General features: G+C 65.2%; 19 protein-coding genes. 12 read left to right on the top strand and 7 right to left on the bottom strand.

What is annotated here, in order from left to right; all coding sequences use genetic code 11:
- Positions 1 to 21: 21 nt before the first annotated feature.
- The 3 genes from IVA78_RS16505 (at position 22) to IVA78_RS16495 (ending at position 3,628) form a co-directional block, all read left to right on the top strand.
- Positions 22 to 612 (top strand): SCO family protein, encoded by a 591-nt coding sequence (locus IVA78_RS16505; protein ID WP_247281797.1) that lies wholly within the window; start codon positions 22 to 24, stop codon positions 610 to 612.
- A 247-nt stretch (positions 613 to 859) separates the two neighbouring features.
- The gene (locus IVA78_RS16500; protein ID WP_247281796.1) at positions 860 to 1,795 is read left to right on the top strand and encodes a transporter substrate-binding domain-containing protein; all 936 of its coding nucleotides are present in this window, start codon (positions 860 to 862) and stop codon (positions 1,793 to 1,795) included.
- A gap of 192 nt (positions 1,796 to 1,987) precedes the next feature.
- Positions 1,988 to 3,628, top strand: coding sequence for a lysine--tRNA ligase (locus IVA78_RS16495; protein WP_247281795.1), 1,641 nt, complete (start codon positions 1,988 to 1,990; stop codon positions 3,626 to 3,628).
- A 103-nt stretch (positions 3,629 to 3,731) separates the two neighbouring features.
- Here IVA78_RS16495 and IVA78_RS16490 read toward each other — a convergent pair whose 3' ends face one another.
- Complete coding sequence (locus tag IVA78_RS16490; RefSeq protein ID WP_247281794.1) at positions 3,732 to 4,385, bottom strand: helix-turn-helix transcriptional regulator; 654 nt, start codon at positions 4,383 to 4,385, stop codon at positions 3,732 to 3,734.
- A gap of 281 nt (positions 4,386 to 4,666) precedes the next feature.
- Between IVA78_RS16490 and IVA78_RS16485 the strand changes: the two genes are divergently transcribed.
- Positions 4,667 to 5,011, top strand: coding sequence for a DUF952 domain-containing protein (locus tag IVA78_RS16485; protein WP_247281793.1), 345 nt, complete (start codon positions 4,667 to 4,669; stop codon positions 5,009 to 5,011).
- On the top strand, positions 5,008 to 6,105 hold the full coding sequence (locus IVA78_RS16480) for a quinone-dependent dihydroorotate dehydrogenase (RefSeq protein ID WP_247281792.1): 1,098 nt from the start codon (positions 5,008 to 5,010) through the stop codon (positions 6,103 to 6,105). The genes IVA78_RS16485 and IVA78_RS16480 overlap by 4 nt, the downstream gene beginning before the upstream one ends.
- A gap of 129 nt (positions 6,106 to 6,234) precedes the next feature.
- Here IVA78_RS16480 and IVA78_RS16475 read toward each other — a convergent pair whose 3' ends face one another.
- From IVA78_RS16475 to IVA78_RS16455, 5 genes are all read right to left on the bottom strand, one after another.
- On the bottom strand, positions 6,235 to 7,560 hold the full coding sequence (locus IVA78_RS16475; protein ID WP_247281791.1) for an MATE family efflux transporter: 1,326 nt from the start codon (positions 7,558 to 7,560) through the stop codon (positions 6,235 to 6,237).
- Between the two features lies 1 nt (position 7,561).
- The gene (locus IVA78_RS16470) at positions 7,562 to 8,296 is read right to left on the bottom strand and encodes an MBL fold metallo-hydrolase (protein ID WP_247281790.1); all 735 of its coding nucleotides are present in this window, start codon (positions 8,294 to 8,296) and stop codon (positions 7,562 to 7,564) included.
- Between the two features lie 21 nt (positions 8,297 to 8,317).
- Positions 8,318 to 8,623, bottom strand: a complete 306-nt coding sequence (locus IVA78_RS16465) for a DUF6460 domain-containing protein (protein WP_247281789.1) — start codon at positions 8,621 to 8,623, stop codon at positions 8,318 to 8,320.
- 227 nt (positions 8,624 to 8,850) lie between these two features.
- Entirely contained in the window at positions 8,851 to 10,767 is a 1,917-nt protein-coding gene (locus IVA78_RS16460; RefSeq protein ID WP_247281788.1) for a cisplatin damage response ATP-dependent DNA ligase, read from the bottom strand.
- Positions 10,764 to 11,801 (bottom strand): ligase-associated DNA damage response exonuclease, encoded by a 1,038-nt coding sequence (locus IVA78_RS16455; protein WP_247466744.1) that lies wholly within the window; start codon positions 11,799 to 11,801, stop codon positions 10,764 to 10,766. The genes IVA78_RS16460 and IVA78_RS16455 overlap by 4 nt, the downstream gene beginning before the upstream one ends.
- Positions 11,802 to 12,000: 199 nt before the next feature.
- On the opposite strand from IVA78_RS16455, the gene IVA78_RS16450 reads away from it, so the two are divergent.
- The 4 genes from IVA78_RS16450 (at position 12,001) to pdeM (ending at position 17,811) form a co-directional block, all read left to right on the top strand.
- A complete protein-coding gene (locus IVA78_RS16450) occupies positions 12,001 to 12,927 on the top strand; it encodes a methyltransferase domain-containing protein (protein WP_247418602.1) in 927 nt (308 codons plus the stop codon).
- Positions 12,928 to 13,041: 114 nt separating this feature from the next.
- Positions 13,042 to 14,271, top strand: coding sequence for an ABC transporter substrate-binding protein (locus IVA78_RS16445; protein WP_247466555.1), 1,230 nt, complete (start codon positions 13,042 to 13,044; stop codon positions 14,269 to 14,271).
- Between the two features lie 229 nt (positions 14,272 to 14,500).
- The gene (locus IVA78_RS16440; protein ID WP_247281785.1) at positions 14,501 to 17,086 is read left to right on the top strand and encodes a ligase-associated DNA damage response DEXH box helicase; all 2,586 of its coding nucleotides are present in this window, start codon (positions 14,501 to 14,503) and stop codon (positions 17,084 to 17,086) included.
- A gap of 53 nt (positions 17,087 to 17,139) precedes the next feature.
- Positions 17,140 to 17,811, top strand: a complete 672-nt coding sequence (gene pdeM, locus IVA78_RS16435; RefSeq protein ID WP_247281784.1) for a ligase-associated DNA damage response endonuclease PdeM — start codon at positions 17,140 to 17,142, stop codon at positions 17,809 to 17,811.
- Here the strand turns inward: pdeM and IVA78_RS16430 are convergent.
- Positions 17,808 to 18,671: a LysR substrate-binding domain-containing protein gene (locus IVA78_RS16430; protein ID WP_247281783.1), complete on the bottom strand. Its 864-nt coding sequence runs from the start codon at positions 18,669 to 18,671 to the stop codon at positions 17,808 to 17,810. The two genes, pdeM and IVA78_RS16430, sit on opposite strands and share 4 nt — an antisense overlap.
- Positions 18,672 to 18,766: 95 nt before the next feature.
- Here IVA78_RS16430 and IVA78_RS16425 point away from each other — a divergent pair, with 95 nt between their 5' ends.
- From IVA78_RS16425 to IVA78_RS16415, 3 genes are all read left to right on the top strand, one after another.
- Positions 18,767 to 19,678, top strand: coding sequence for a DMT family transporter (locus tag IVA78_RS16425; RefSeq protein ID WP_247281782.1), 912 nt, complete (start codon positions 18,767 to 18,769; stop codon positions 19,676 to 19,678).
- A gap of 12 nt (positions 19,679 to 19,690) precedes the next feature.
- Positions 19,691 to 20,464 (top strand): MBL fold metallo-hydrolase, encoded by a 774-nt coding sequence (locus tag IVA78_RS16420; RefSeq protein ID WP_247281781.1) that lies wholly within the window; start codon positions 19,691 to 19,693, stop codon positions 20,462 to 20,464.
- A gap of 72 nt (positions 20,465 to 20,536) precedes the next feature.
- A partial coding sequence (locus IVA78_RS16415; protein ID WP_247466552.1) for a hypothetical protein occupies positions 20,537 to 20,728 on the top strand: 192 nt, incomplete at its 3' end.

Below are 20,728 nucleotides of genomic sequence, written 5' to 3'. Positions count from 1 at the left end.
TCGACAGGAAGTGTTCCGCCAATGAGCTCCATCGCCCGTCCGCTGGTGATCGCAACCGCCTTCGCCGCAAGCCTCATTGTCGGGCTCCTGATCATGTTCTGGGCCATGGGCGGGATGAGCAAGGTGGCGCAGCCGGCCACGATCGGCGGTCCGTTCCAGCTCACCGATCAGAACGGCAAGACCGTCACCGACAAGAACCTGAAGGGCAAGCCGACCCTGATCTTCTTCGGCTACACCCATTGCCCCGACGTCTGCCCGACCTCGCTGTTCGAGATCTCGGAAGTGCTGCGCGCGATGGGCAAGGATGCCGACAAGGTCAATGCCATCTTCATCTCGGTCGACCCCGAGCGCGACACGCCGGCGGCGATGAAGGACTATCTGTCGAGCTTCGATCCGCATCTCGAGGGCCTCTCCGGCGATCCCGCCGAGATCGCCAAGGTGATCACGTCCTACCGTGTCTACGCCAAGAAGGTCCCGACCAAGGACGGCGACTACACCATGGACCACACCGCGCTGATCTATCTGATGGACCGCGACGGCCGCTTCGTCTCGCCGTTCAATTTGAAGCGGACGCCGGACGAGGCGGCGGCAGAGCTGAAGCGGTATCTCTAAGAAGAGCGCGATCGCACCGCGAGCTCACCCTCCTACCTGGCCTGCGGGAGAGGTGCAGCGGAGGCGGGGGTGATAGCTCTTTGCTCCGAGGGATTTCTTGGTTGTTGAAACACCCTCTCCTCCGCCTTCCCCCCCGGCACGGGGGGAGGGAGCGCACCGTCACCTTGTCCGCATTCAGCGCTCGCGTTCCGGGCCGAATGGTCTATAAGGCCCTCCGATCCCACCGATATCAGTTCATTTCCGGCCGATGGCACCATCGCAACAGGCGAAATCGTCGAAATCTGCCCGTAGCTTGCTGCGCCGGCTGGCCATCGGCGGGTGCCTGCTCGCGGGCCTATCCGGCGCGAATGCCCAGACACCAGCCAAGCGGCCGCCCACTGCGCCCCCGGCCACGCCGCAAACCGTGCCCCAGGCCGCCCCCCAGGCCGTGCCCGGTTTTTGGGATCCGCGGCGCCGTCCGGAGCGGCCGGACCTGTCACGCCTGACCGTAATCCGTTTCCTGACCGAGACCGACTATCCGCCGTTCAACTTCACCGGCGCCGACGGCAATCCGGCCGGCTTCAACGTCGACCTCGCCCGCGCATTGTGCGACGAGATCAAGGTGACCTGCACGGTGCAGATGCGCCGCTTCGAGACGCTGGTCGACGCGCTCACCTCCAACCGCGGCGATGCCATTATCGCCTCGATGGCGGTAAGCCCGCAGCTCCGCGCCCGCGTCGATTTCACCGATCCCTATTACCGGGTGCCGGCGCGTTTCGTCTCGCGCAAGGACGCGGTGATGCCGGAAATCCGGCCCGAATATCTCGAAGGCAAGAAGGTCGGCGTCATCGCCGGCTCCGCGCACGAAGCTTATCTCAAGGCGATGTTCACCGACGCCGAACTGCACGCCTATCCCAATGACGATGCGCTCCGCAGCGCTTTACGCAAGGGCGAGGTCGATTTCATCTTCGGCGACGCCATCTCGCTCGCGTTCTGGATCAACGGCACCGATTCCGGCGATTGCTGCGCTTTCTCCGGCGGCCCCTTCGTCGAGAGCCGCTTCTTCGGCGAGGGCATCGGCATCGCCGTGCGCAAGGGCAACGACGTGCTGCGCCAGGCCCTGAACTGGGCCCTGTTCCGCGTCTGGGAAAAAGGCCGCTACACCGATCTGTGGCTGCGGTATTTTTCGGTGAGCCCGTTTTAGGTTCTTCGCTGCTCTCAGATCCTCATCCTGAGGGCTTGCGTAGCAAGCCTCTCGAAGGATGAAGGCCCCACTGATGGCCTCGCCCTTCGAGACGCGCGCGAACAGCGCGCTCCTCAGGGTGAGGGTCTGACACTCGCCCACAAAATTGCATTCTGCCCGGAAATCGCTATTTTCCGCGGCCCGGAGGCCCTGATGTCCGTTATCGATCTTGCCGCGAGCCCGAGCGACCTGCGTGCGCTCGCCGAACAATCCAACGCCTGGCCGTTTGAGCAGGCGAAGGCGATCGTCGCGCGGCTGAAGAAAAGCCCGAAGGACGAGGTGCTGTTCGAGACCGGCTACGGTCCCTCCGGCTTGCCGCATATCGGCACGTTCGGCGAGGTCGCGCGCACCTCGATGGTGCGCCATGCTTTCCGCGTGCTGACCGAGGACAAGATCAAGACGCGCCTGCTCGCCTTCTCCGACGACATGGATGGCCTGCGCAAGGTGCCTGACAACGTGCAGAACCGGGCGCCGCTGGAAGCCAATCTCGGCAAGCCGCTCACGCGCGTCCCCGATCCCTTCGGCACGCATGACAGCTTTGGTGCGCACAACAATGCGCGCCTGCGCGCCTTCCTCGACCATTTCGGTTTCGACTACGAGTTCGCGAGCTCGACCGATTACTACACATCGGGCCGCTTCGATGCGACGTTGCTTAAGATGCTGGCCGCCTACGACAAGATCATGGCGATCATCCTGCCGACGCTCGGGCCCGACCGCCGCGCCACCTATTCGCCATTCCTGCCGATCAGCAAGACGACAGGCGTGGTGCTGCAAGTGCCGATGATCCGGCGCGATGTCGCGGCCGGCACGGTGACCTATGTCGATCCTGACACCAACCAGGAAGTCGAAACGCCGGTCACCGGCGGCAACGTCAAGTGTCAGTGGAAGGCCGATTGGGCGATGCGCTGGGTCGCGCTCGGCGTCGACTACGAGATGGCCGGCAAGGACCTCATCGACTCCGTGAAGCTGTCCGGCGCGATTGCCAGGGCGCTTGGCGCCACGCCGCCGGAAGGCTTCAACTACGAGCTGTTCCTCGACGAGAAGGGCCAGAAGATCTCGAAGTCGAAGGGCAACGGCCTCACCATAGACGAATGGCTACGCTACGCCTCGCCGGAATCGCTGTCGCTGTTCATGTACCGTGAGCCGAAGGCGGCCAAGCGGCTCTATTTCGACGTCATCCCGCGCAATGTCGACGATTACCAGCAATTCATCGACGGCTTTGCCAAGCAGGATGCCAAGCAGCAGCTCGGCAATCCGGTCTGGCACATTCATAACGGCCATCCGCCGAAAGGCGACATGCCCGTCACCTTCCAGCTCCTCTTGACGCTGGTGTCGTCGTCGAACGCGGAGAATGCCGAGACCTTGTGGGGTTTTATTGGCCGCTACCGTCCCGGCGTGAGCCCGCAGACGCATCCGAAGCTCGATGCCATGGTCGGCTATGCCATCAACTACTACCGCGACTTCGTCGCGCCCACGAAGCAATTTCGCGAGCCGACTGATAGCGAGCGTGCCGCGCTACAGGACCTGCGCGATGCGCTGTCGCAACTGCCGGAGGACGCCTCGGCCGAGGACATTCAGAACGTCGTCTACGAGGTCGGCCGCCGCGAGCCGTTCCTCGATCAGGTCAAGAAGGGCAAGGACGGCCGTCCCGGCGTCACGCTCGACTGGTTCAACATGCTTTACCAGGTGCTGCTCGGTCAGGAGAAGGGCCCGCGCTTCGGCTCCTTCGTCGCGGTCTACGGCATCCAGAACGCGGTCAACATGATCGACGGCGCGCTGGCGCGGAGTGCGTAGGACGTAGTCCCGATTGCTTGTACTTGACCTTGCCGAGGGCCACGGCGAAACGCGCGGCGCGGGTGATGTCATCGCCTGGTTCACCACGCCAGGCGGGGCGCAATCACTGGCTCGCCCAGACGATCCGCGCCATCCAGGCGACATCACTCACCGCGATCGCCCGCTCCGCCTGTGATGCATCGAACGGCTGCAAGTCCAGCGCCTTTGCCGTGCGGCGCTTCAGCGTCGCGACCGCCATCTCGCCCGCTTTGGTCCTCACCACCACGCGATCGCCTTTGCGGATCGGCGTGCCGCGCGAGACCAGGATGACGTCGCCGTCGCGATAGGCTGGTTGGAGCGCATCGCCGGAAATCTCCAGCGCAAAGGCGTGGCCGTTCTCGGCGGTGGGAAGCGCGATTTCGGTCCAGCCCTTGCCGGATGGAAGGCCCGATTCGTCGAAAGCGCCGCTCGCACCGGCGAGTGCGAAGCTGAGCAGCGGCACCGAGTGAGGCTCGCCGGCGTCCTCGTCGATCAGCCTGGCAAAGCTGTCAATCGAGGCGCCGGCCGCCGCCAACGCCTTCGCGATCGATTCCGTCGAGGGCCAACGCTCGCGGCCGTCGGAGGTGACGCGTTTGGACCTGTTGAAGGTGGTGGGATCGAGCCCCGCGCGCTTGGCAAGGCCGGATGGCGAAAGCCCGGCGCGCGCCGCCAGCCGATCCAGCGCGACCCAGATCTGGTCGTGAGTCAGCATCCTCTGCGCTTTGGCCTGTTTGACCATCGAAGCAACTCAGGAAAACTGTCCTCAAATCAAACCGGTTTTCCGTTTTTCGCGCAAGGGGTGGTGGGCAGAAGCTTTTTCAAGCCAAGTGGGCACCGGTTCGCGTCAAGAAAACGCGTCAAAACAAGAGTCTAGAGGCCCGTTCCGATTTCATCGGAACGGAAAGGCTCTAGGTCTTGAGTTCAGAAGGGGCCGCCTTTACGGTCGCGGCCGGGTTTTGAGGACCCGCGAGAGACGAAAAATCCCAAAAAACTCAAAGAGCAAACAGGACTGCGGTAGCGGTGGTCAAGATCTACAAAATCTGTCCGGCCTCGGCCTGGCGCGAGGCGGAACGGCAGGGTGTCTACCGTGGCAGCGCGGACGATGCGCGCGACGGTTTCATCCATTTCTCGACCGCCACCCAGGTTCCCGAGACCCTGCGCAAGCACTATGTCGGGCAGCGCGCGCTGTTCCTGGTGGAGGTCGACGGCGATGCGCTCGGCAGCGAATTGCGCTGGGAGCGATCGCGCAATGACGAGCTGTTTCCGCACCTTTATGGCGAGCTCGATCTCGGCGCGGTGATCGCTGTGATGAACCTCAACTTGCGTTCCGACGGCGGTCACGATGTTCCGGAGCTTGCCCCGTGATCCGCGCTTTCGACGCGTTTTCGCTGCCGGTGCTGCGCTGGCTCGACCCGGAGGATGCGCATCGGCTCGCGATCCAGGGTCTGCGCTTCTTGCCACCCGTCAAGCCGCGCCTTGATGATCCCAAGCTCGCGGTGCGCGCCTTCGGGCTCAACTTCCCCAATCCGATCGGCATGGCCGCGGGCTTCGACAAAAGCGCCGAGGTGCCGGATGCGTTGCTGCGGCTCGGCTTCGGCTTCGTCGAGATCGGCTCGGTGACGCCGAAGCCGCAAAGCGGCAACCCGCGGCCGCGGCTGTTCCGGCTGGAGCGCGACGAGGCCGTCATCAACCGCATGGGCTTCAACAATGACGGCGCGGACGTCGCCTTGCGCCGGCTCGCGGCGCGCGCAGCGCACGGCGGCATCGTCGGCGTCAATGTCGGCGCCAACAAGGATTCACCCGATCGCGTCGGCGACTACGTCAAGCTGATCGAGACCTTTGCGCCGGTTGCGAGCTATTTCACCGTCAACGTCTCCTCCCCGAACACACCGGGTCTGCGCAATTTGCAGGAAGGCGCACTGCTCGACGATCTTCTCGCACGCGTGATCGACGCGCGGGAACGGGTGCGCCAGAAGGCGGGCGACACGCCGGTGCTGCTCAAGATCGCGCCTGATCTCAGCCTTGCTCAGCTCGACGATGTCGTGCAGGTGGCGCGCTCGCGCCGGGTCGACGGCATGATCGTGTCGAACACGACGATCGCGCGACCGACCACGCTGCGCGAGGAGATGCGCGCCAGGGAGCAGGGCGGTCTGTCCGGACGACCACTATTCCGCCTGTCGACGCGCATGGTCGCGGAGACCTATGTGCGCGTCGAGGGCGCATTTCCCCTGATCGGCGTTGGTGGCGTCGATTCGGGCGGGGCCGCGCTGACCAAGATCCGCGCCGGTGCCAGCTTGATCCAGCTCTATTCGTCGCTGGTCTACAAAGGACTCGGCCTCGTCGACGAGATCAAGCGCGACCTGACCTCGACGCTGCTCCGCACCGGGCGGGATTCGCTCTCCGAGATCGTCGGCGCGGATGCGGCGACGCTCACGGCGGAAGATTGGCCGGGGATGTAAGGTGGACTCCGCGCCGCCTTGGGCGGTGCGGTGCTGATCGGGGCCCACAAGCCACGGGGTCCCGGCTCTGCGCAGCAGCGTTTCACGCTGCAGCGCGTCCGGGACACGAACATCTCGGGTACGATCTTTCTACGGCTTCGAAAACGTCGCCCTGAACTGCGCCGGATAGCGCGCGGCCTGCAAGCCGCCGCGCGAGACGTAGGAGGCCAGCAGGGCGCTCCACAGTCCGGCATTGCCGAACGATTGCAGCGCCCACCAGGTGCCGAGGAAGATCGCGAGCGAGGCCAGCATCAAATTGCGCATCTCGCGCGCCCAGGTCGCGCCGATGTAGATGCCGTCGAAGCCGAAGGCGAAGACGCCGGGTAGGGGCGCGAGTACAACGAACGGCAGGAAGTCGCGCGCGGTACGGCGGACGTCTTCGCTCGCCGTCATGAAATCGATCAGGGCCGGCCCGAACAGCGCAAACAGCACCGCGACGACGATTGCAAAGCCGAGTCCCCACAGCAGCACCAGCCGGGTCGAATCGGCAAATCCCTTGGCATCGCGTGCGCCAAGGCTGCGGCCGCAGAGCTGCTGGGCCGCGTTGGCGAGACCGTCGAGGAAGAAGGCGCTGACCAGCAGGAAGTTGTTGAGCACGGAGTTGGCGGCCAGCATGACGTCGCCGGCCTGTGCGCCCTTGGCGGTGAAGAACAGGAACACGGCGATCAGCGCCGCGGTGCGGATCAGGATGTCCGAATTCACCGCCAGCATCCGCAGGAGCTTCTCGCGGTCGAGCAGCGTAGCGTACGGGACGGCGAAGCCGCCGCCGGCATAATAGCGGCAGACGATCACGCCAAGGGCGAACCCGACGGCTTCCGACAACAGCGCGGCGCTCGCGGCGCCGGCGATGCCGGTGTCGTAGACCAGCACCAGCAGGATCGTCGCCGCCATGTTGACGAGGTTGATGACGACCTGAAGCAACAGAGCCGAATTGGCGCGGGCCTGGCCGATCAGCCAGCCGAGGATGACGTAGTTGGCGAGCGCGAACGGCGACGACCAGATCCGGATCTTGAAGTACGTCTTCGCGGCCTGCGTCACGCCCTCGCTGCCGCCCATGAGGTCGAACAGCATCGCGGCGAGCGGCAGTTGCAGTGCGATCAGCGCGGCGCCGATCAGGCCAGCAACGATGAAACCGCGCGCCAGGATCGCGGTCGGCTCGCGCGTATCACCAGCGCCCAGCGATTGCGCGGTGAAGGCGAGCGTGCTCATGCGCAGGAAGCCGAACAGCCAGAACAGGCAGTCGAAAATCACTGACGCGATCGCGACGCCGCCGAGCAGCGCCGCATCGTCGAGCCGTCCGATCGCTGTGGTCGAGACCACGCCGATCAGCGGCGTGGTGAGGTTCGCGACCATCGCAGGCCCGGCGATGGCGAACACCTGGCGGGAACCGATCCTGGGATGAACGGGCGCGTGCATGTCAGAACACGAGCGCCATGCCGTCTTCGGCGGCGAGATGCTCGATGTCGTCCAGGCGCGACAGCATGTCCTCGCTCATATGGGTGAGGACGAGGCGCTTTGCGCCGATCGCGGGCAGATGCTGTTCCAAGGTCTTCAGGCTGAGATGGTTCTTGACCGCCTTCTCGTACATATAGGCTTCGGCAATGAAAAGATCCGCGCCATGCGCCAGCGGAATGAGCGTCTCCGTCCATTCGGTATCGGCGCTGTAGGCGAGCGTGCGGCCCTCAGCCTCGACGCGATAGGCCAGGAATGGCCCGCCGGATTGGCCGTGCACGACCGGGTAGGGCGTCACTGTCACTGCGTCGAAGCTCTGGCTTTGCTGAGGCGCGAGTTCGACGACGGAGAGCTCGAAACCTTGTTTTGTCTTCGAGGAGTGCTCGAACAGCGCTTCCATCACCTGCGTTAGTCGCATCTCGATGCCTTGCGGGCCCGCAATCGTCAGCGGCCGCGTCCGCCGCGAGAATTGGGCGTCGAGCAGGAAGAATGGCAGCCCGGCGAAATGATCGCCGTGGAAATGTGTGATGAGAATGAGATCGATGTCATTGCGCTCGATCTCCAGCCGTTTCAGGGCCGGCAGAGCCGACGCGCCGCAATCGATCAGGAAATTGGTCTCGCGCCCCGAGATGTGGAAGCAGGTGTTGAGCCTGCCACCGGAGCCGAAGGCGTCACCGCAGCCGACAAAGCGTAGTTGCATCGGCTGCGGGCCCCTAAATCCTTACCTGCCGCGCGGCGCGCCGAACACGCGCGACAGCAGCCAGATCGGAATAACGATGACCGCGCCCAGCAGGAAGTAGCGCCACAGCCAGTTCACGGCATCGAAGCCGAGATCCCACAGCCGCTGGAATAACAGGCGGATGCTGTAGATGATATTCCAGGGATCGAAGCCGATCGCGGCCAGCACGACGCCGACCAGGATCGAGAGCAGGACCAGCCGAAACGCGACCGCCAGCGGCGTGCCGCCGAGAAAGCGGTTCAGGCCATCGCTGCGGCCAGCCGGCAAATCTCTGACGTCGTGGGCCATCGCAAGAAACTCCTCAACGGGGATTCGCCCCGATTATAGGTCACCGCGGGGCACATGGGGAACCCGCAACGGTGCGTCAATCAGCTTACCGCATTTTAATTCGGGCAGCGCCAGGGCCACGATTTGGGCGCGCCGCCCGCCGCGGGCGCGGTGCAAACCTCTCCCGCTTGCGGGAGAGGGAGCGCACCTCTGCCTGGGCGAGAAACGAGCCTCGACTCAGCGCGCTTTCACGCCTCGATCTCCGCCGCCTCCGCCTTCAGCATCCTTTCCAGCGTTTCCAGCCGATCGGCCTCGCGCGGCGGCTTGTCCCAGCGCAAGCGGCTAATGCGGGGAAAACGCATGGCGACGCCGGATTTGTGTCGCGGCGAGCGCTGGAGCCCTTCGAAAGCGACCTCCAGCACCAGCCCCTTGTCCGGCTCGTGCACGACATGGCGGACGGGGCCGAATTTCTCGGTGGTGTTGCGGCGGACGAAGCGGTCGATCTGCAACAGCTCCTCGTCGGTGAAGCCGAAATAGGCTTTCCCGACCGGCACCAACTCGTCGCCGCCATCGCCTGCGGTCCAGACGCCAAACGTGTAGTCGGAATAATAAGACGAGCGCTTGCCATGACCGCGCTGCGCGTACATCAGCACGGCATCGATGATGTGCGGGTCGCGCTTCCACTTCCACCATTGTCCCTTCGGCCGCCCCGGCATATAGGGCGCATCGCGCCGCTTCAGCATCACGCCTTCGACCGCGTCCGCATCTTCGCCCGCACCGGCGCTGGCAGGATCGGCGCGCGCAGCGGTCAGCGCCTCCCAGCTTGCGAACGGGATGGTGGGCGACAGGTCGATGCGGGGATCGTCAAGCTTTGCGATGAAGGTCTCCAGCCGCTCACGCCGTTCCGCGAACGGCAGCTCGCGCAGATCGTTCTCGTCGTCGCCCAGCAAATCGTAGGCGCGCAAGTGGATCGGAAATTCCTTGATCAGCTTCGGCGAGACCACCTTGCGGTTCAGCCGCTGTTGCAGGACGTTGAAACTCTGCACGCGGCCCTCACGCAGGATCAGCAGCTCGCCGTCGATGGCGCCGGGCAAGCGCAGCGCCGGCACGAGGTCGGGAAAGCTTCCCGTGATGTCCTCGCCGGTGCGCGAGTAGAGCCGCGCCGTGATGTGGCCGCGATCATCGCGCCCTGCCACCGCCTGCACGCGGATGCCGTCCCATTTCCATTCGGCGATGTAATCGGCGGGATCGAGTGCGGCGAAATCCATGTCCTCGATCGCATGCGCCAACATCACGGGCCGAAACGGCGCCGGATCGCGATTGACGGGCTTTTCGGCGCGCCCCTCGAGCCACGCGAAGAGGTCGAGATACGGCGGGGCGAGCCCCGGCCAGATCAGCTCGATCTCGTGCGGATCCTTGTCGCCGAGCGCCGCTACCGCGGTCTTGGCAAGACGCGCGGAGATGCCGATGCGAAGCCCACCGGTGACGAGCTTCAGCAGCGCCCAGCGGCCGGTCTCATCGAGCTCGTCAAGCCAGCGTTCGAGTTGCCTTGGCAGCTCGGTCTTGCCGAGCGTTCGCAGTGTGGTGACGACTTCGGTGAGGGATGGGGGTGGCGGGCTGTTGTGGTTGCTTGGGTGAGAGGACACATTGGTATCGCGCCCGCGGTACCCCCCTTCCTGACCCTCCCCCACAAGGGGGGAGGGAACGGTGAGGCTCGTGTGTCCCTCACGCTTGGACTGTTTTGCGATGGTTACTGAAGCATCAGGTGATTGCGCAGTACTCCGCTGCGCTCCCTCCCCCCTCTCGTCCGTCGAAGCTCGAAGAGCGAAGGCGGATGTGGGGGAGGGCTGGGGAGAGGGGTAGCCCGGAAAGGATTCGTTATTACCATGCGCCTGCTTTGGCCACATCAGCGCCACCGTCTCCGAGAGATCGCCGACATAATCGTAGCTCAACCCGAACAGCACCGGGTCGGTGCGCGCGGCGATGAGATCGCGGATCAGGGCCGGCTTGGCGTGCTTGAAGCTCAGCGCGCCGGTCAGCGCGGCCAGCGCGTAGCCGCGGTCGGGATCGCCGACCTCGCGGAAATAGCCGGTGATCAGCCGCAGCTTGTTGTTGCGGCCGGGCTCGTAGGCGAGACGGTCCAGAAGCTCGGCGAAGCGGTTCATGCCTCCGCCTCGCCCTCAATTGGCGTCTCGCTCTCCTCCTCGTCGCCATAGCCGACGAGATCAAGCGGCCGCGCCTTCAAGCCCTTGCTTTGGCACCAATGCACCAGCGCGTCTTCCTGGCCGTGGGTGACCCAGATCTCGCCGGCACCTGTCGCACCGATCGTGGCGGTGAGGCCGTCCCAGTCGGCATGGTCGGAGATCACCAGCGGCAGCTCGACGCCGCGCTGCCGCGCTCGGGCGCGCACGCGCATCCACCCGGAGGCGAAGGCGGTAAGAGGATCGGGGAAGCGCCGTGTCCAGAGATCGGATGTTGCCGACGGCGGTGCCAGCGTAATCGTGCCGGCGAGCGCCGCTTTCTTCACGCCTTTCGCGGGCCTGAGCTCGCCGAGTTCGATGCCGCGGCTCTGATAGTAATGCGTGATCGTCTCCATCGCACCATGCAGGTAGATCGGCGCGTCGTAGCCGGCCTGGCGCAAGAGTGCGATCACGCGCTGGGCCTTGCCAAGCGAATAGGCGCCGACGAGATGCGCGCGCTCCGGAAACAGGGCGACGGAGGCGAGCAACTTCTTCACCTCGTCGGCGGCATCGCCATGACGGAATACCGGCAGCCCGAAGGTCGCCTCGGTAATGAAAACGTCGCAGGGCACGAGCTCGAACGGCGTGCAGGTCGGATCGGGTGCGTCCTTGTAATCGCCGGAGGCGACGATGCAGGTGTCTTTGCAGCTCACCGCAATCTGTGCCGAGCCCAAGACGTGTCCGGCCGGGTGAAACTTGACGGTGACGTCGCCGAGCCGGACCTCCTCGCCATAGCGGATCGCTTGCGTCGAGCCTGCAAAATGCTCGCCATAGCGCAGCCGCATCATGTCCAGCGTTTCCTGCGTCGCCAGCACCGCGCCATGGCCGGCGCGGGCATGATCGGAATGGCCGTGGGTGATCACCGCCCGCTCAACCGGGCGCACGGGGTCGATATGGAAGCCGCCGGGCTTGCAGCACAGGCCGGCAGCAACTGGCAGCAGGATGTCTTGCGGGCGCATGGAGACGATATAGGAGGCAGGCGCCCCGAATTCACCTGTCATGCGCGGGCTTGCCGTCTCCGTTAGGCTTCGCCGGCCCGGCGGTGTAAAAAGCCCGCCGAAGCCAATGGGCGGAGGCTTGACCCGCGCATCCATCCACTTAAACAGTCGTTTTTTGATGGATTGCCGGGTCAGCCCGGCAATGACGAGCCGAGTTCCTATGCCGCTGCGCTTGTTCCTGACCTCCGGCGATCTCATGGCCGACCGCCGCTTCGAGTTCGCGCGCGACCTCCAACTCAAGGGCGATCTGCCCGCGGCCGCGGACCTGCTGGAGCAGGCGATCGAGCTCGCGCCGAACTTCACCTCGGCCTGGTTCACGCTCGGCGAAGTCCGTCAGCAGCTCGGAGAGCGCGACAAGGCCATCGCGGCGTTTCGTGAAGCGCTCAGGTCCGATCCCGAGGATCAGCACGGCGCCGGCCTGCATCTGATGCGGCTCGGTGATGCCGAGATGGCGGAGATGCCGAAGGCCTATGTGCAGGCCCTGTTCGATCAATATGCGCCGCGCTTCGAGCACACGCTAATCAACGATCTCGGCTACCGCGCCCCGAGCCTGATCTTCAAGGCGGTGCTGGCCTCACGCGCGGCAGCCAAGAAGCCCGCCTTCTTCAAGCGCACCATCGATCTCGGCTGCGGCACCGGGCTCGCGGCCGCCGCCTTCGCCAAGCAGGTCGATCATTTCGTGGGCATCGATCTGTCGCCCGGCATGATCAAGCAGGCGCGCGCCACCAATCTCTATGCCGAGCTCGAAGTCGCCGACATGATCGAAGGTCTGCGCGACAAGAGTGATGCGAGCGCGAACCTCGTGGTTGCCGCGGATGCCTTCGTCTATCTCTCTGATCTTGCGCCGGTGCTCACCGAGGCCAAGCGCGTGCTCGCAGCCGGCGGCGTGCTGGCCTTCACGCTGGAGACGCATGACGGCAGCGGCATCGTGCTCGGCGAAGGCCTGCGCTACGCCCATTCCGCGGAATATGTGCGCGCCGCCATCGCGAAAGCCGGGCTCAAGCTGCTGACACTGGAGCCGGCCTCGCCGCGCAACGAGAACAACGAGCCGGTGCGCGGCCTCGTCGCCGTTGCCGAGAAAACTTGAGTCTAGGCGCTAATCGCCTGGCAATTTGAGCGTCATTGCGTCGCAAAGCTGCGACTTCCCACTTGCGAGCCGTGCGGCGGTGCCAGCACAATGCGCGCACAGGGAGAAACAAACATGACCAAGAATCCATCGCGGCGCGACTTCAGCGCCGCCGCGCTCGCCACAATTGCCGCATCCACTTTGCCTGCGCCTTATGTCTGGGCCGCGGAGAAGAAATACGATGCGGGGGCCAGCGACACCGAGATCAAGATCGGGCAGACCGTGCCGCATTCCGGCCCCGGCTCGCTCTACGGCGTGCTCGGCCGCATTGGCGAGGCATATTTCCAGATGCTGAACGAGAAGGGCGGCATCAACGCGCGCAAGATCAAGTTCCTCACCATGGACGATGCCTACAGCGCCCCGAAATGCGTCGAGGCGACGCGGCGCCTGGTCGAGCAGGAGGAGGTGCTGGCGCTCTACGGCTCGCTCGGCACCGCACCGCAGACCGCCGTGCACAAATACCTGAACTCCAAGGGCGTGCCGCAGCTCCTGCTCAACACCGGGGCGTCGAAGTGGAATAACCCGAAAGAGTTCAAATGGACCATGGCGGGCCTGCCGCTCTACCCGACCGAGGCGCGCATACTGGCCCGGCACGTCGTCAGCGTGAAGCCGAACGCCAAGATCGGCATCCTCTACCAGAACGACGATTTCGGCCGCGACTTCCTGGGTCCCTTCAAGAAGGTGCTGGCCGATGCCGGCGGCACCGCGCAGGTGATCATGGAGCAGACCTACGATCTCACCGAGCCGACGGTCGATTCCCAGCTCATCAACCTCTCGAAGTCGGGCGCCGATGTCTTCTACAACATCTCCACCGGCAAGGCGTCGTCGCAGTCGATTCGGAAAGTAGCCGAGCTCGGCTGGAAACCGCTGCAGCTGCTGTCGGCCGGCTCGACCGGCCGCTCCATCCTCAGCGCCGCGGGCCTCGAGAACGCCACCGGCATCGTTGCCATCCGCTACAACAAGGAGGTCGGCCTGCCGAAATGGGAGAAGGACCCCGACGTGATGGCGTTCGAGGAGCTGCGCAAGAAATACACACCGGCGATCGATCCCGACAACACCATCGCCTTCGCCGGCTACGGCCAGGCGGTGACCATGGGCGAGATCCTGCGCCGCTGCGGCGACGAGCTCACCCGCGCCAACGTGCTGAAGCAGGCATCAAACCTCAACGGTTTCCACTCGCCCTATTTCCTCGACGGCGTCACCTACAGCTACACGCCCGAGAATTACACGCCAATGAAGACGCTGTTCATCTCGACGTTCACCGGCAAGGACTGGGACATCTCCGACAAGCCGATGTCGGAGTAGGGAAGCTCTTCCTTCTCCCCTTGCGGGAGAAGGTGGCGCGAAGCGCCGGATGAGGGGTTTTTATCCGCGCCTCCAAACGAGAGTTAGATTCGTGGGGAGAGACCCCTCATCCGTCTCGCCGTTGCGCGGCGATCCACCCTCTCCCACAAGGGGACAGGGACAGTGGCGTCGGCTATTCGGCCGCTTCAACCCCTCGACGAACCCGCGCGCACGGCTTACTTCTTATGCCGTGCCGCCCCGCATCCTCAAATCCCCGGCCGAGACGCCTGCGCTGCTGCCGGACCGCTTCAACGCGTGGTTCGCAGCCCGCGGCTGGTCGCCGCGCGCCCATCAATTGGCGCTCTTGGAGAAGGCACGCGAGGACCGCTCGGCGCTGCTGATCGCGCCGACCGGCGCCGGCAAGACGCTGGCGGGATTTCTGCCGACGCTGGTGGAGCTGTCTTCTGATGCAGCTCGGCGGGAGGCTAGCGCGAAGAAGAGCCTCGTCTCCACCGGACGCAGCCTGCAGCGCAGCGGCGGTCTCCACACGCTCTACATCTCGCCGCTGAAAGCGCTCGCCGTCGACATCGCGCGCAATCTGGAGCGGCCGATCGCCGAGATGGCGCTGCCGATCAAGGTCGAGACTCGCACCGGCGACACGCCGGTGTCGCGCCGGCAGCGGCAGCGGCGCTACCCGCCGGACGTTCTGCTGACCACGCCCGAGCAGCTTGCGCTGTTGCTGTCCTCCGACGACGCGCCATTCCTGTTCTCCTCCTTGAAGCGCATCGTGCTCGACGAGCTGCATGCGCTGGTGACGTCGAAGCGTGGCGATTTGCTCTCACTCGGGCTGGCGCGGCTATGGCGGCTGGCGCCGCAGCTGCGTGCGATCGGCCTGTCGGCGACCGTCGCCGAGCCGGAGCAGCTCGCGCGCTTCCTGGTGCCGCAGCCCGAAGGCAGGGAAGCTGCGGCCGACATCGTCATCGCCGGTGGCGCCGCGCCGCCTTTGGTCGAGATGCTGGATACGCGCGAGCGATTGCCCTGGGCCGGTCACAGCGCGCGCCACGCGCTCCCTGAGATCTACGAGCTGATCAAGGCGAACAAGACCACGCTGGTATTCGTCAACACCCGCAGCCAGGCCGAGATGCTGTTCCAGAATCTCTGGAGCATGAACGATGACGGCCTCGCCATCGCCCTGCATCACGGCTCGCTGGACGTCGCCCAGCGCCGCAAGGTCGAGGACGCGATGTCGACGGGCAGGCTGCGTGGCGTGGTCTGCACCTCCTCGCTCGACCTCGGCGTCGACTGGGGCGACGTCGATCTCGTCGTCAATATCGGCGCACCCAAGGGATCCTCGCGCCTGATGCAGCGCATCGGCCGCGCCAACCACCGCCTCGACGAAGCCTCGCGCGCGGTGCTGGTGCCCGCCAACCGCTTCGAGGTGCTGGAGTGCCGCGTCGCCATCGATGCCATCGCGGAGAATGCGCAGGACACGCCGCCGCTGCGCACGGGCGCGCTCGATGTGCTCGCCCAGCACGTGCTCGGCTGCGCCTGCGGCGAGCCGTTCCTCTCGCACGAGCTCTACGGCGAGGTTCGCACCGCCGCGCCCTACGCAAACCTGTCGCGGCAGGATTTCGACGACGTGGTCGATTTCGTCGCCTCCGGCGGCTATGCGCTGAAGACCTATGAGCGCTTCGCCCGTATCAAGCAGGACAAGGAAGGACGCTGGCGCGTCGCCAACCCAAAAGTGCGGCAGAGCTACCGCATGAATGTCGGCACTATCGTCGAGGACGACATGCTGAAGGTGCGGCTAGTGCGCTCGCGCGGCGGTGAAGGAAAAGCAGGCGGCTCGACCGGGGTGATCGCGCGCGGCGGCAGGCTGCTTGGCGAGATCGAGGAAGCCTTCATCGAGGGCTTGAGCCCCGGCGACACTTTCGTGTTCAGCGGCGAGGTGGTCCGCTACGAGACCCTGGTCGAGGACCAGGTCTATGTCTCGCGCGCGCATGACAAGGATCCGAAGGTGCCGTCCTATATGGGCGGCAAATTCCCGCTCTCGACCTATCTCGCCGAGCGCGTGCGCCGGCTGCTCGATGATGGGCGCGCATGGGGTGGCTTGCCCGAGCAGGTGCGCGATTGGCTGTCGCTGCAAAAGGATGTCTCCCGCGTGCCCGCGGTGCGCGAGCTCCTGGTCGAGAGCTTTCCACGCGCCAACAAGCATTATCTCGTCTGTTATCCGTTCGAGGGCCGTCTCGCGCACCAGACCCTCGGCATGCTGCTGACGCGTCGTCTCGAACGCGCCCGCGCCCGGCCGCTCGGCTTCGTTGCCAACGAATATGCGATCGCGGTCTGGGCGCTTGGCGATATGTCGTTCATGATCCGGGACGGCCGGATCGATCTCGATGCCCTGTTCGACCCCGACATGCTCGGCGACGATCTCGAAGCCTGGCTCGCCGAATCGGCGCTCATGAAGCGCACCTTCCGCAATTGCGCGATCATCTCCGGCCTGATCGCGCGACGCCATACCGGCGAAGAGAAAAGCCGGCGCCAGGTGCTGTTCTCCACCGATCTGGTCTACGACGTGCTGCGCAAGCACCAGGCCGATCACGTGCTCTTGCGCGCCGCCCGCGCCGATGCCGCCACCGGCCTGCTCGACCTGCGCCGTCTCAGCGACATGCTGATGCGTATTCAGGGCCGGATCACGCTTCGGGAACTCGACCGCGTTTCCCCGCTCGCCGTCCCCGTGATGCTGGAAATCGGCCGCGAGTCAGTTTATGGCGAAGCTGGCGACGAGCTGTTGGCGGAAGCCGCCGACGAGCTGGTCAAAGAGGCCATGGGATAAGAGCAGGTTCGGACGTGACGGCAGGCGCGCAGGTTTCAGGAGATGTCGAGGACATGCGCGTTTCGAAGGTTACCATCAGCGGTGTGACGTTCGCGGCCGACCTCGCCGGTGCATTGTTCTGGGAAGAGCAGCGCCTGCTCGTCGTCTCCGACCTGCATCTGGAAAAAGCCTCCAGCTTCGCCACCCGCGGCGTGCTGCTGCCGCCCTACGACACGCTGGCGACGCTAAGCCGCCTTGCTGCTGTCATCTCCCGCCATGATCCACGCATCGTCATCGCGCTCGGCGACAGCTTTCACGACCGCACCGCGCATGAGCGTTTGTCGGCGGAAGATCGCGACGCTGTCGCCGCACTCCAGACCGGCCGCGACTGGATCTGGATCTCGGGCAATCACGATCCCATGCTGCCGCGTGATCTCGGCGGCACCGCCGCCGACGAAGTCTTGGTTGGCCCGATCGCCTTCCGCCACGAGCCGACCGGCGCAAGCGGCGAGATTGCCGGCCATCTGCATCCGAAGGCCCGCGTTTCCACGCGCGGCCGCTCGATGGAGCGCCGCTGCTTTGCCAGTGACGGGATGCGGGCCGTGATGCCGGCCTTCGGCGCCTATACTGGCGGCCTCAGCATCCGCGATGCCGCCTTCGCAAAGGTCTTTCCGACCAACGGCTTTGTCGCCCATCTGCTCGGCGACCGCCGCGTCCACGCGATCGCCGCGTCGCGGTGTTATTAGGCCGCCTTCGCCTGCACATCATCGCAGAACTCGGCGAGCCGATCGGCCAGCCGCAGCGTTGCGGGGCTGGCGCCGGGCGCGGCCATCAATGCCACCTCCGTGCGGTTGATCGGCGCAAAGCCATCCTTGGCGGTCAGCACGCGGTGGTCGGACTGGATGGCCATCTCCGACAGGATGCTCAGCCCCATGCCGGCGGCGACCGCGGCCTGGATGCCGGCGAGACTGGATGACGTGTAGGCGGTGTGCCAGGCGCGGCCCGCGCTTTCCAGCGCGTGAATGGCGCCGGCGCGATAGATGCAGCCGAGCGGAAACCCGATCAGCGGCACCGAGGGCACGTTGACGTCGACCGGATGGCTCTTGCTGGTGACCCAGTGCACCCGCTCGGGCCACACCGCGATGGCGTCCTTCGCGCCGGCCTCGCGCTTGTACAGCGCAAGATCGAGTTCGCCGCGTTCGAGATCACGGGCCAGATGCTTGCTCTGGTCGGCGCGGACGTCGAGCCGCAGGCGCGGATGCGAGCGCGAGAACGCACCGAGCAGTTTCGCCAGTCGGTATGCCGCGAAATCCTCGGGAATGCCGAGCCGGATCGCGCCTTCGCCCTCGGGCTGGCGCAGCACGTCGCGCGCCTCCTCGGCCAGCGAGAGCAGCCGCCGCGCATAGGACAGCAGCCGCTCGCCGGCCTCTGTGGGGCGGACATCTTTGCCGTCGCGGTGCAGCAACGCCTGGCCGACGTCCTCCTCCAGCCGCTTGATCTGCTGGCTCACGGTCGACTGCGTGCGGTGAACGCGCTCGCCGGCGCGGGTGAAGCCGCCGGCCTCGATCACCGAGACGAAGCTGCGCAGCAGCTCGAGATCGAGCATCGCCGCCTCCATTCGAAAATCCACTGAATGGAAGTTAATCATTTAATTTCCAAATGGCAAGCTGCCTTCCTAGATCGAGGGCTCAGGAGAATGTCATGTCGCTCGCCCCATCGATCGCCGTCCCCCGCAGCCGTTTCAATCCGCTGCCGCTCTATATCGGCCTGTTCTGCCTGCTCTGGAGCTACGCCTTCATCGCCGGCAAGATCGGCGTCACCTATTGCCCGCCACTGATCCTGCTCGCCGCGCGCTTCTCGCTGGCCGGCGTTCTGATCCTGGGCGCGACCTGGATTCGAGGCGACGGCTGGTCCCTGTCCTGGCGCGACGCCGCGATCTTCGCCGTGCTCGGCATCGCCAACAACGCCCTCTATCTCGGGCTCGGCTATACCGGCCTGCAATCGGTCTCCGCGGGCCTCGGCGGGCTGATCGTCTCGGCCAATCCGGTGTTCACGGCTGCGCTTGCGGCGCTGCTGCTCGGCGAAGGCACGACCTGGCGCAAGGCGGCGGGCCTGCTGCTCGGCGTCATCGGTGTCACCTTCATCGTGTGGCACCGTTTGTCGGTCGGCACCGACAGCCTGCACGGCATCCTGTTCACGCTGGCCTCACTGGCCTCGATCGTAGCCGGCACCATCCTGTTCAAGCTGCTGGCGCCGAAGGGCTCGTTGTGGATCGGCAACGGCATCCAGAATCTCGCCGCCGGCATCGTGCTGGCGCCGGTCGCGCTCACCTTCGCCGACGTTCACGCGATCGTGGTCACCCCGAGCCTGATCGGCGCCTTTGCCTTCCTCGTGCTCGGCGGCTCGATCCTCGCCTACCTGCTCTGGTTTCATCTCCTGAAAGTGTGTGGCGCCACCGCCGCCAGCGCCTATCATTTCCTGATGCCGCCACTGGGCATGCTGTTCGCGTTTCTCGTGCTCGGCGAGCATGTCGAGGCCCGCGATTTGCTCGGGATCATTCCAGTCGCGCTCGGTATCTATCTGGTGACGCGTCCGGCAAAGCTCGTCTCGTAACAGGAGTTCATCATGCCCGTTTCCATCACCCTGATCGGCGGCCCCACTGCGCTGATCGAGATCGACGGCTTTCGCCTGCTCACCGACCCCACCTTCGACGCGCCCGGTGCCTATCAACTGCCGCATGTGAAGCTGGAGAAGACGATCGGACCTGCCGTCAGGCCTGACGCAATCGGTCCGATCGACGCCGTGTTGCTGAGCCACGATCAGCACTCCGACAATCTCGACAATTCCGGCCGGGAGCTTCTCGGCAAGGTCAAGCGCGTGCTGACGACCGAAGCCGGCGCAAAGCGCCTCGGCGGCCATGTCGAGGGCCTTGCGCCCTGGAGCGCCGCGCATCTCAGGGACGGCGACGGCAATGCGCTGACCATCACCGCGACGCCCGCGCGCCATGGCCCGGCCGGCATCGAGCCCTTGTCCGGCGACGTCATCGGCTTCGTGGTGTCGTCGAGCCGGAAGGACACGCGGCCGGTCTATATCAGCGGCGACACCACCTGGTTCGACGGCGTCGCCGAAGTCGCGCGCCGCTTCAAATGCGGTGTGGTGCTGCCCTTCGCAGGCGCGGCGCAAACGCGCGGGCCGTTCCATCTCACCATGGACACCAACGACACCATCGAGACCGCGCGTGCCTTTCCCGATGCGACGATCGTGCCGCTGCACACCGAAGGCTGGGCTCATTTCCGCCAGAGCAGCGAGGATCTGCGCAAGACCTTCGACGTGCTCGGCTTCGGGACGCGCTTGCGCCTGCTGGAGCCAGGCGTGCCGACGGTGATCGAGGCGCCGTGATGTCGCCACGTCGTCATTGCTGTGCATGTTCACTAATTCGCTGATTGGATCGCTCCAGCGGAGGACGATCCGATGCGCGACAACAGCTATGACCGGACGATTGAGCGCAACTATCTGCAGAAGTGGCGTTTTCTGATCCCGGAGTATGAGGCGGTGAAGGCTGGACGATCGCCATTGTTCAACCGGGTCGGCGACTTCTATCGGCACCACGGGACCTGCTCGCAGACCTTCCGCAAGTATTACAATCGCTATCTGCAGAGCGGC

Source organism: Bradyrhizobium sp. 137 (assembly GCF_023074095.1).
Taxonomy (GTDB): domain Bacteria; phylum Pseudomonadota; class Alphaproteobacteria; order Rhizobiales; family Xanthobacteraceae; genus Bradyrhizobium.
Note: the sequence above shows the minus strand (reverse complement) of the source record. Positions and strands in the feature narration are given on the sequence as shown.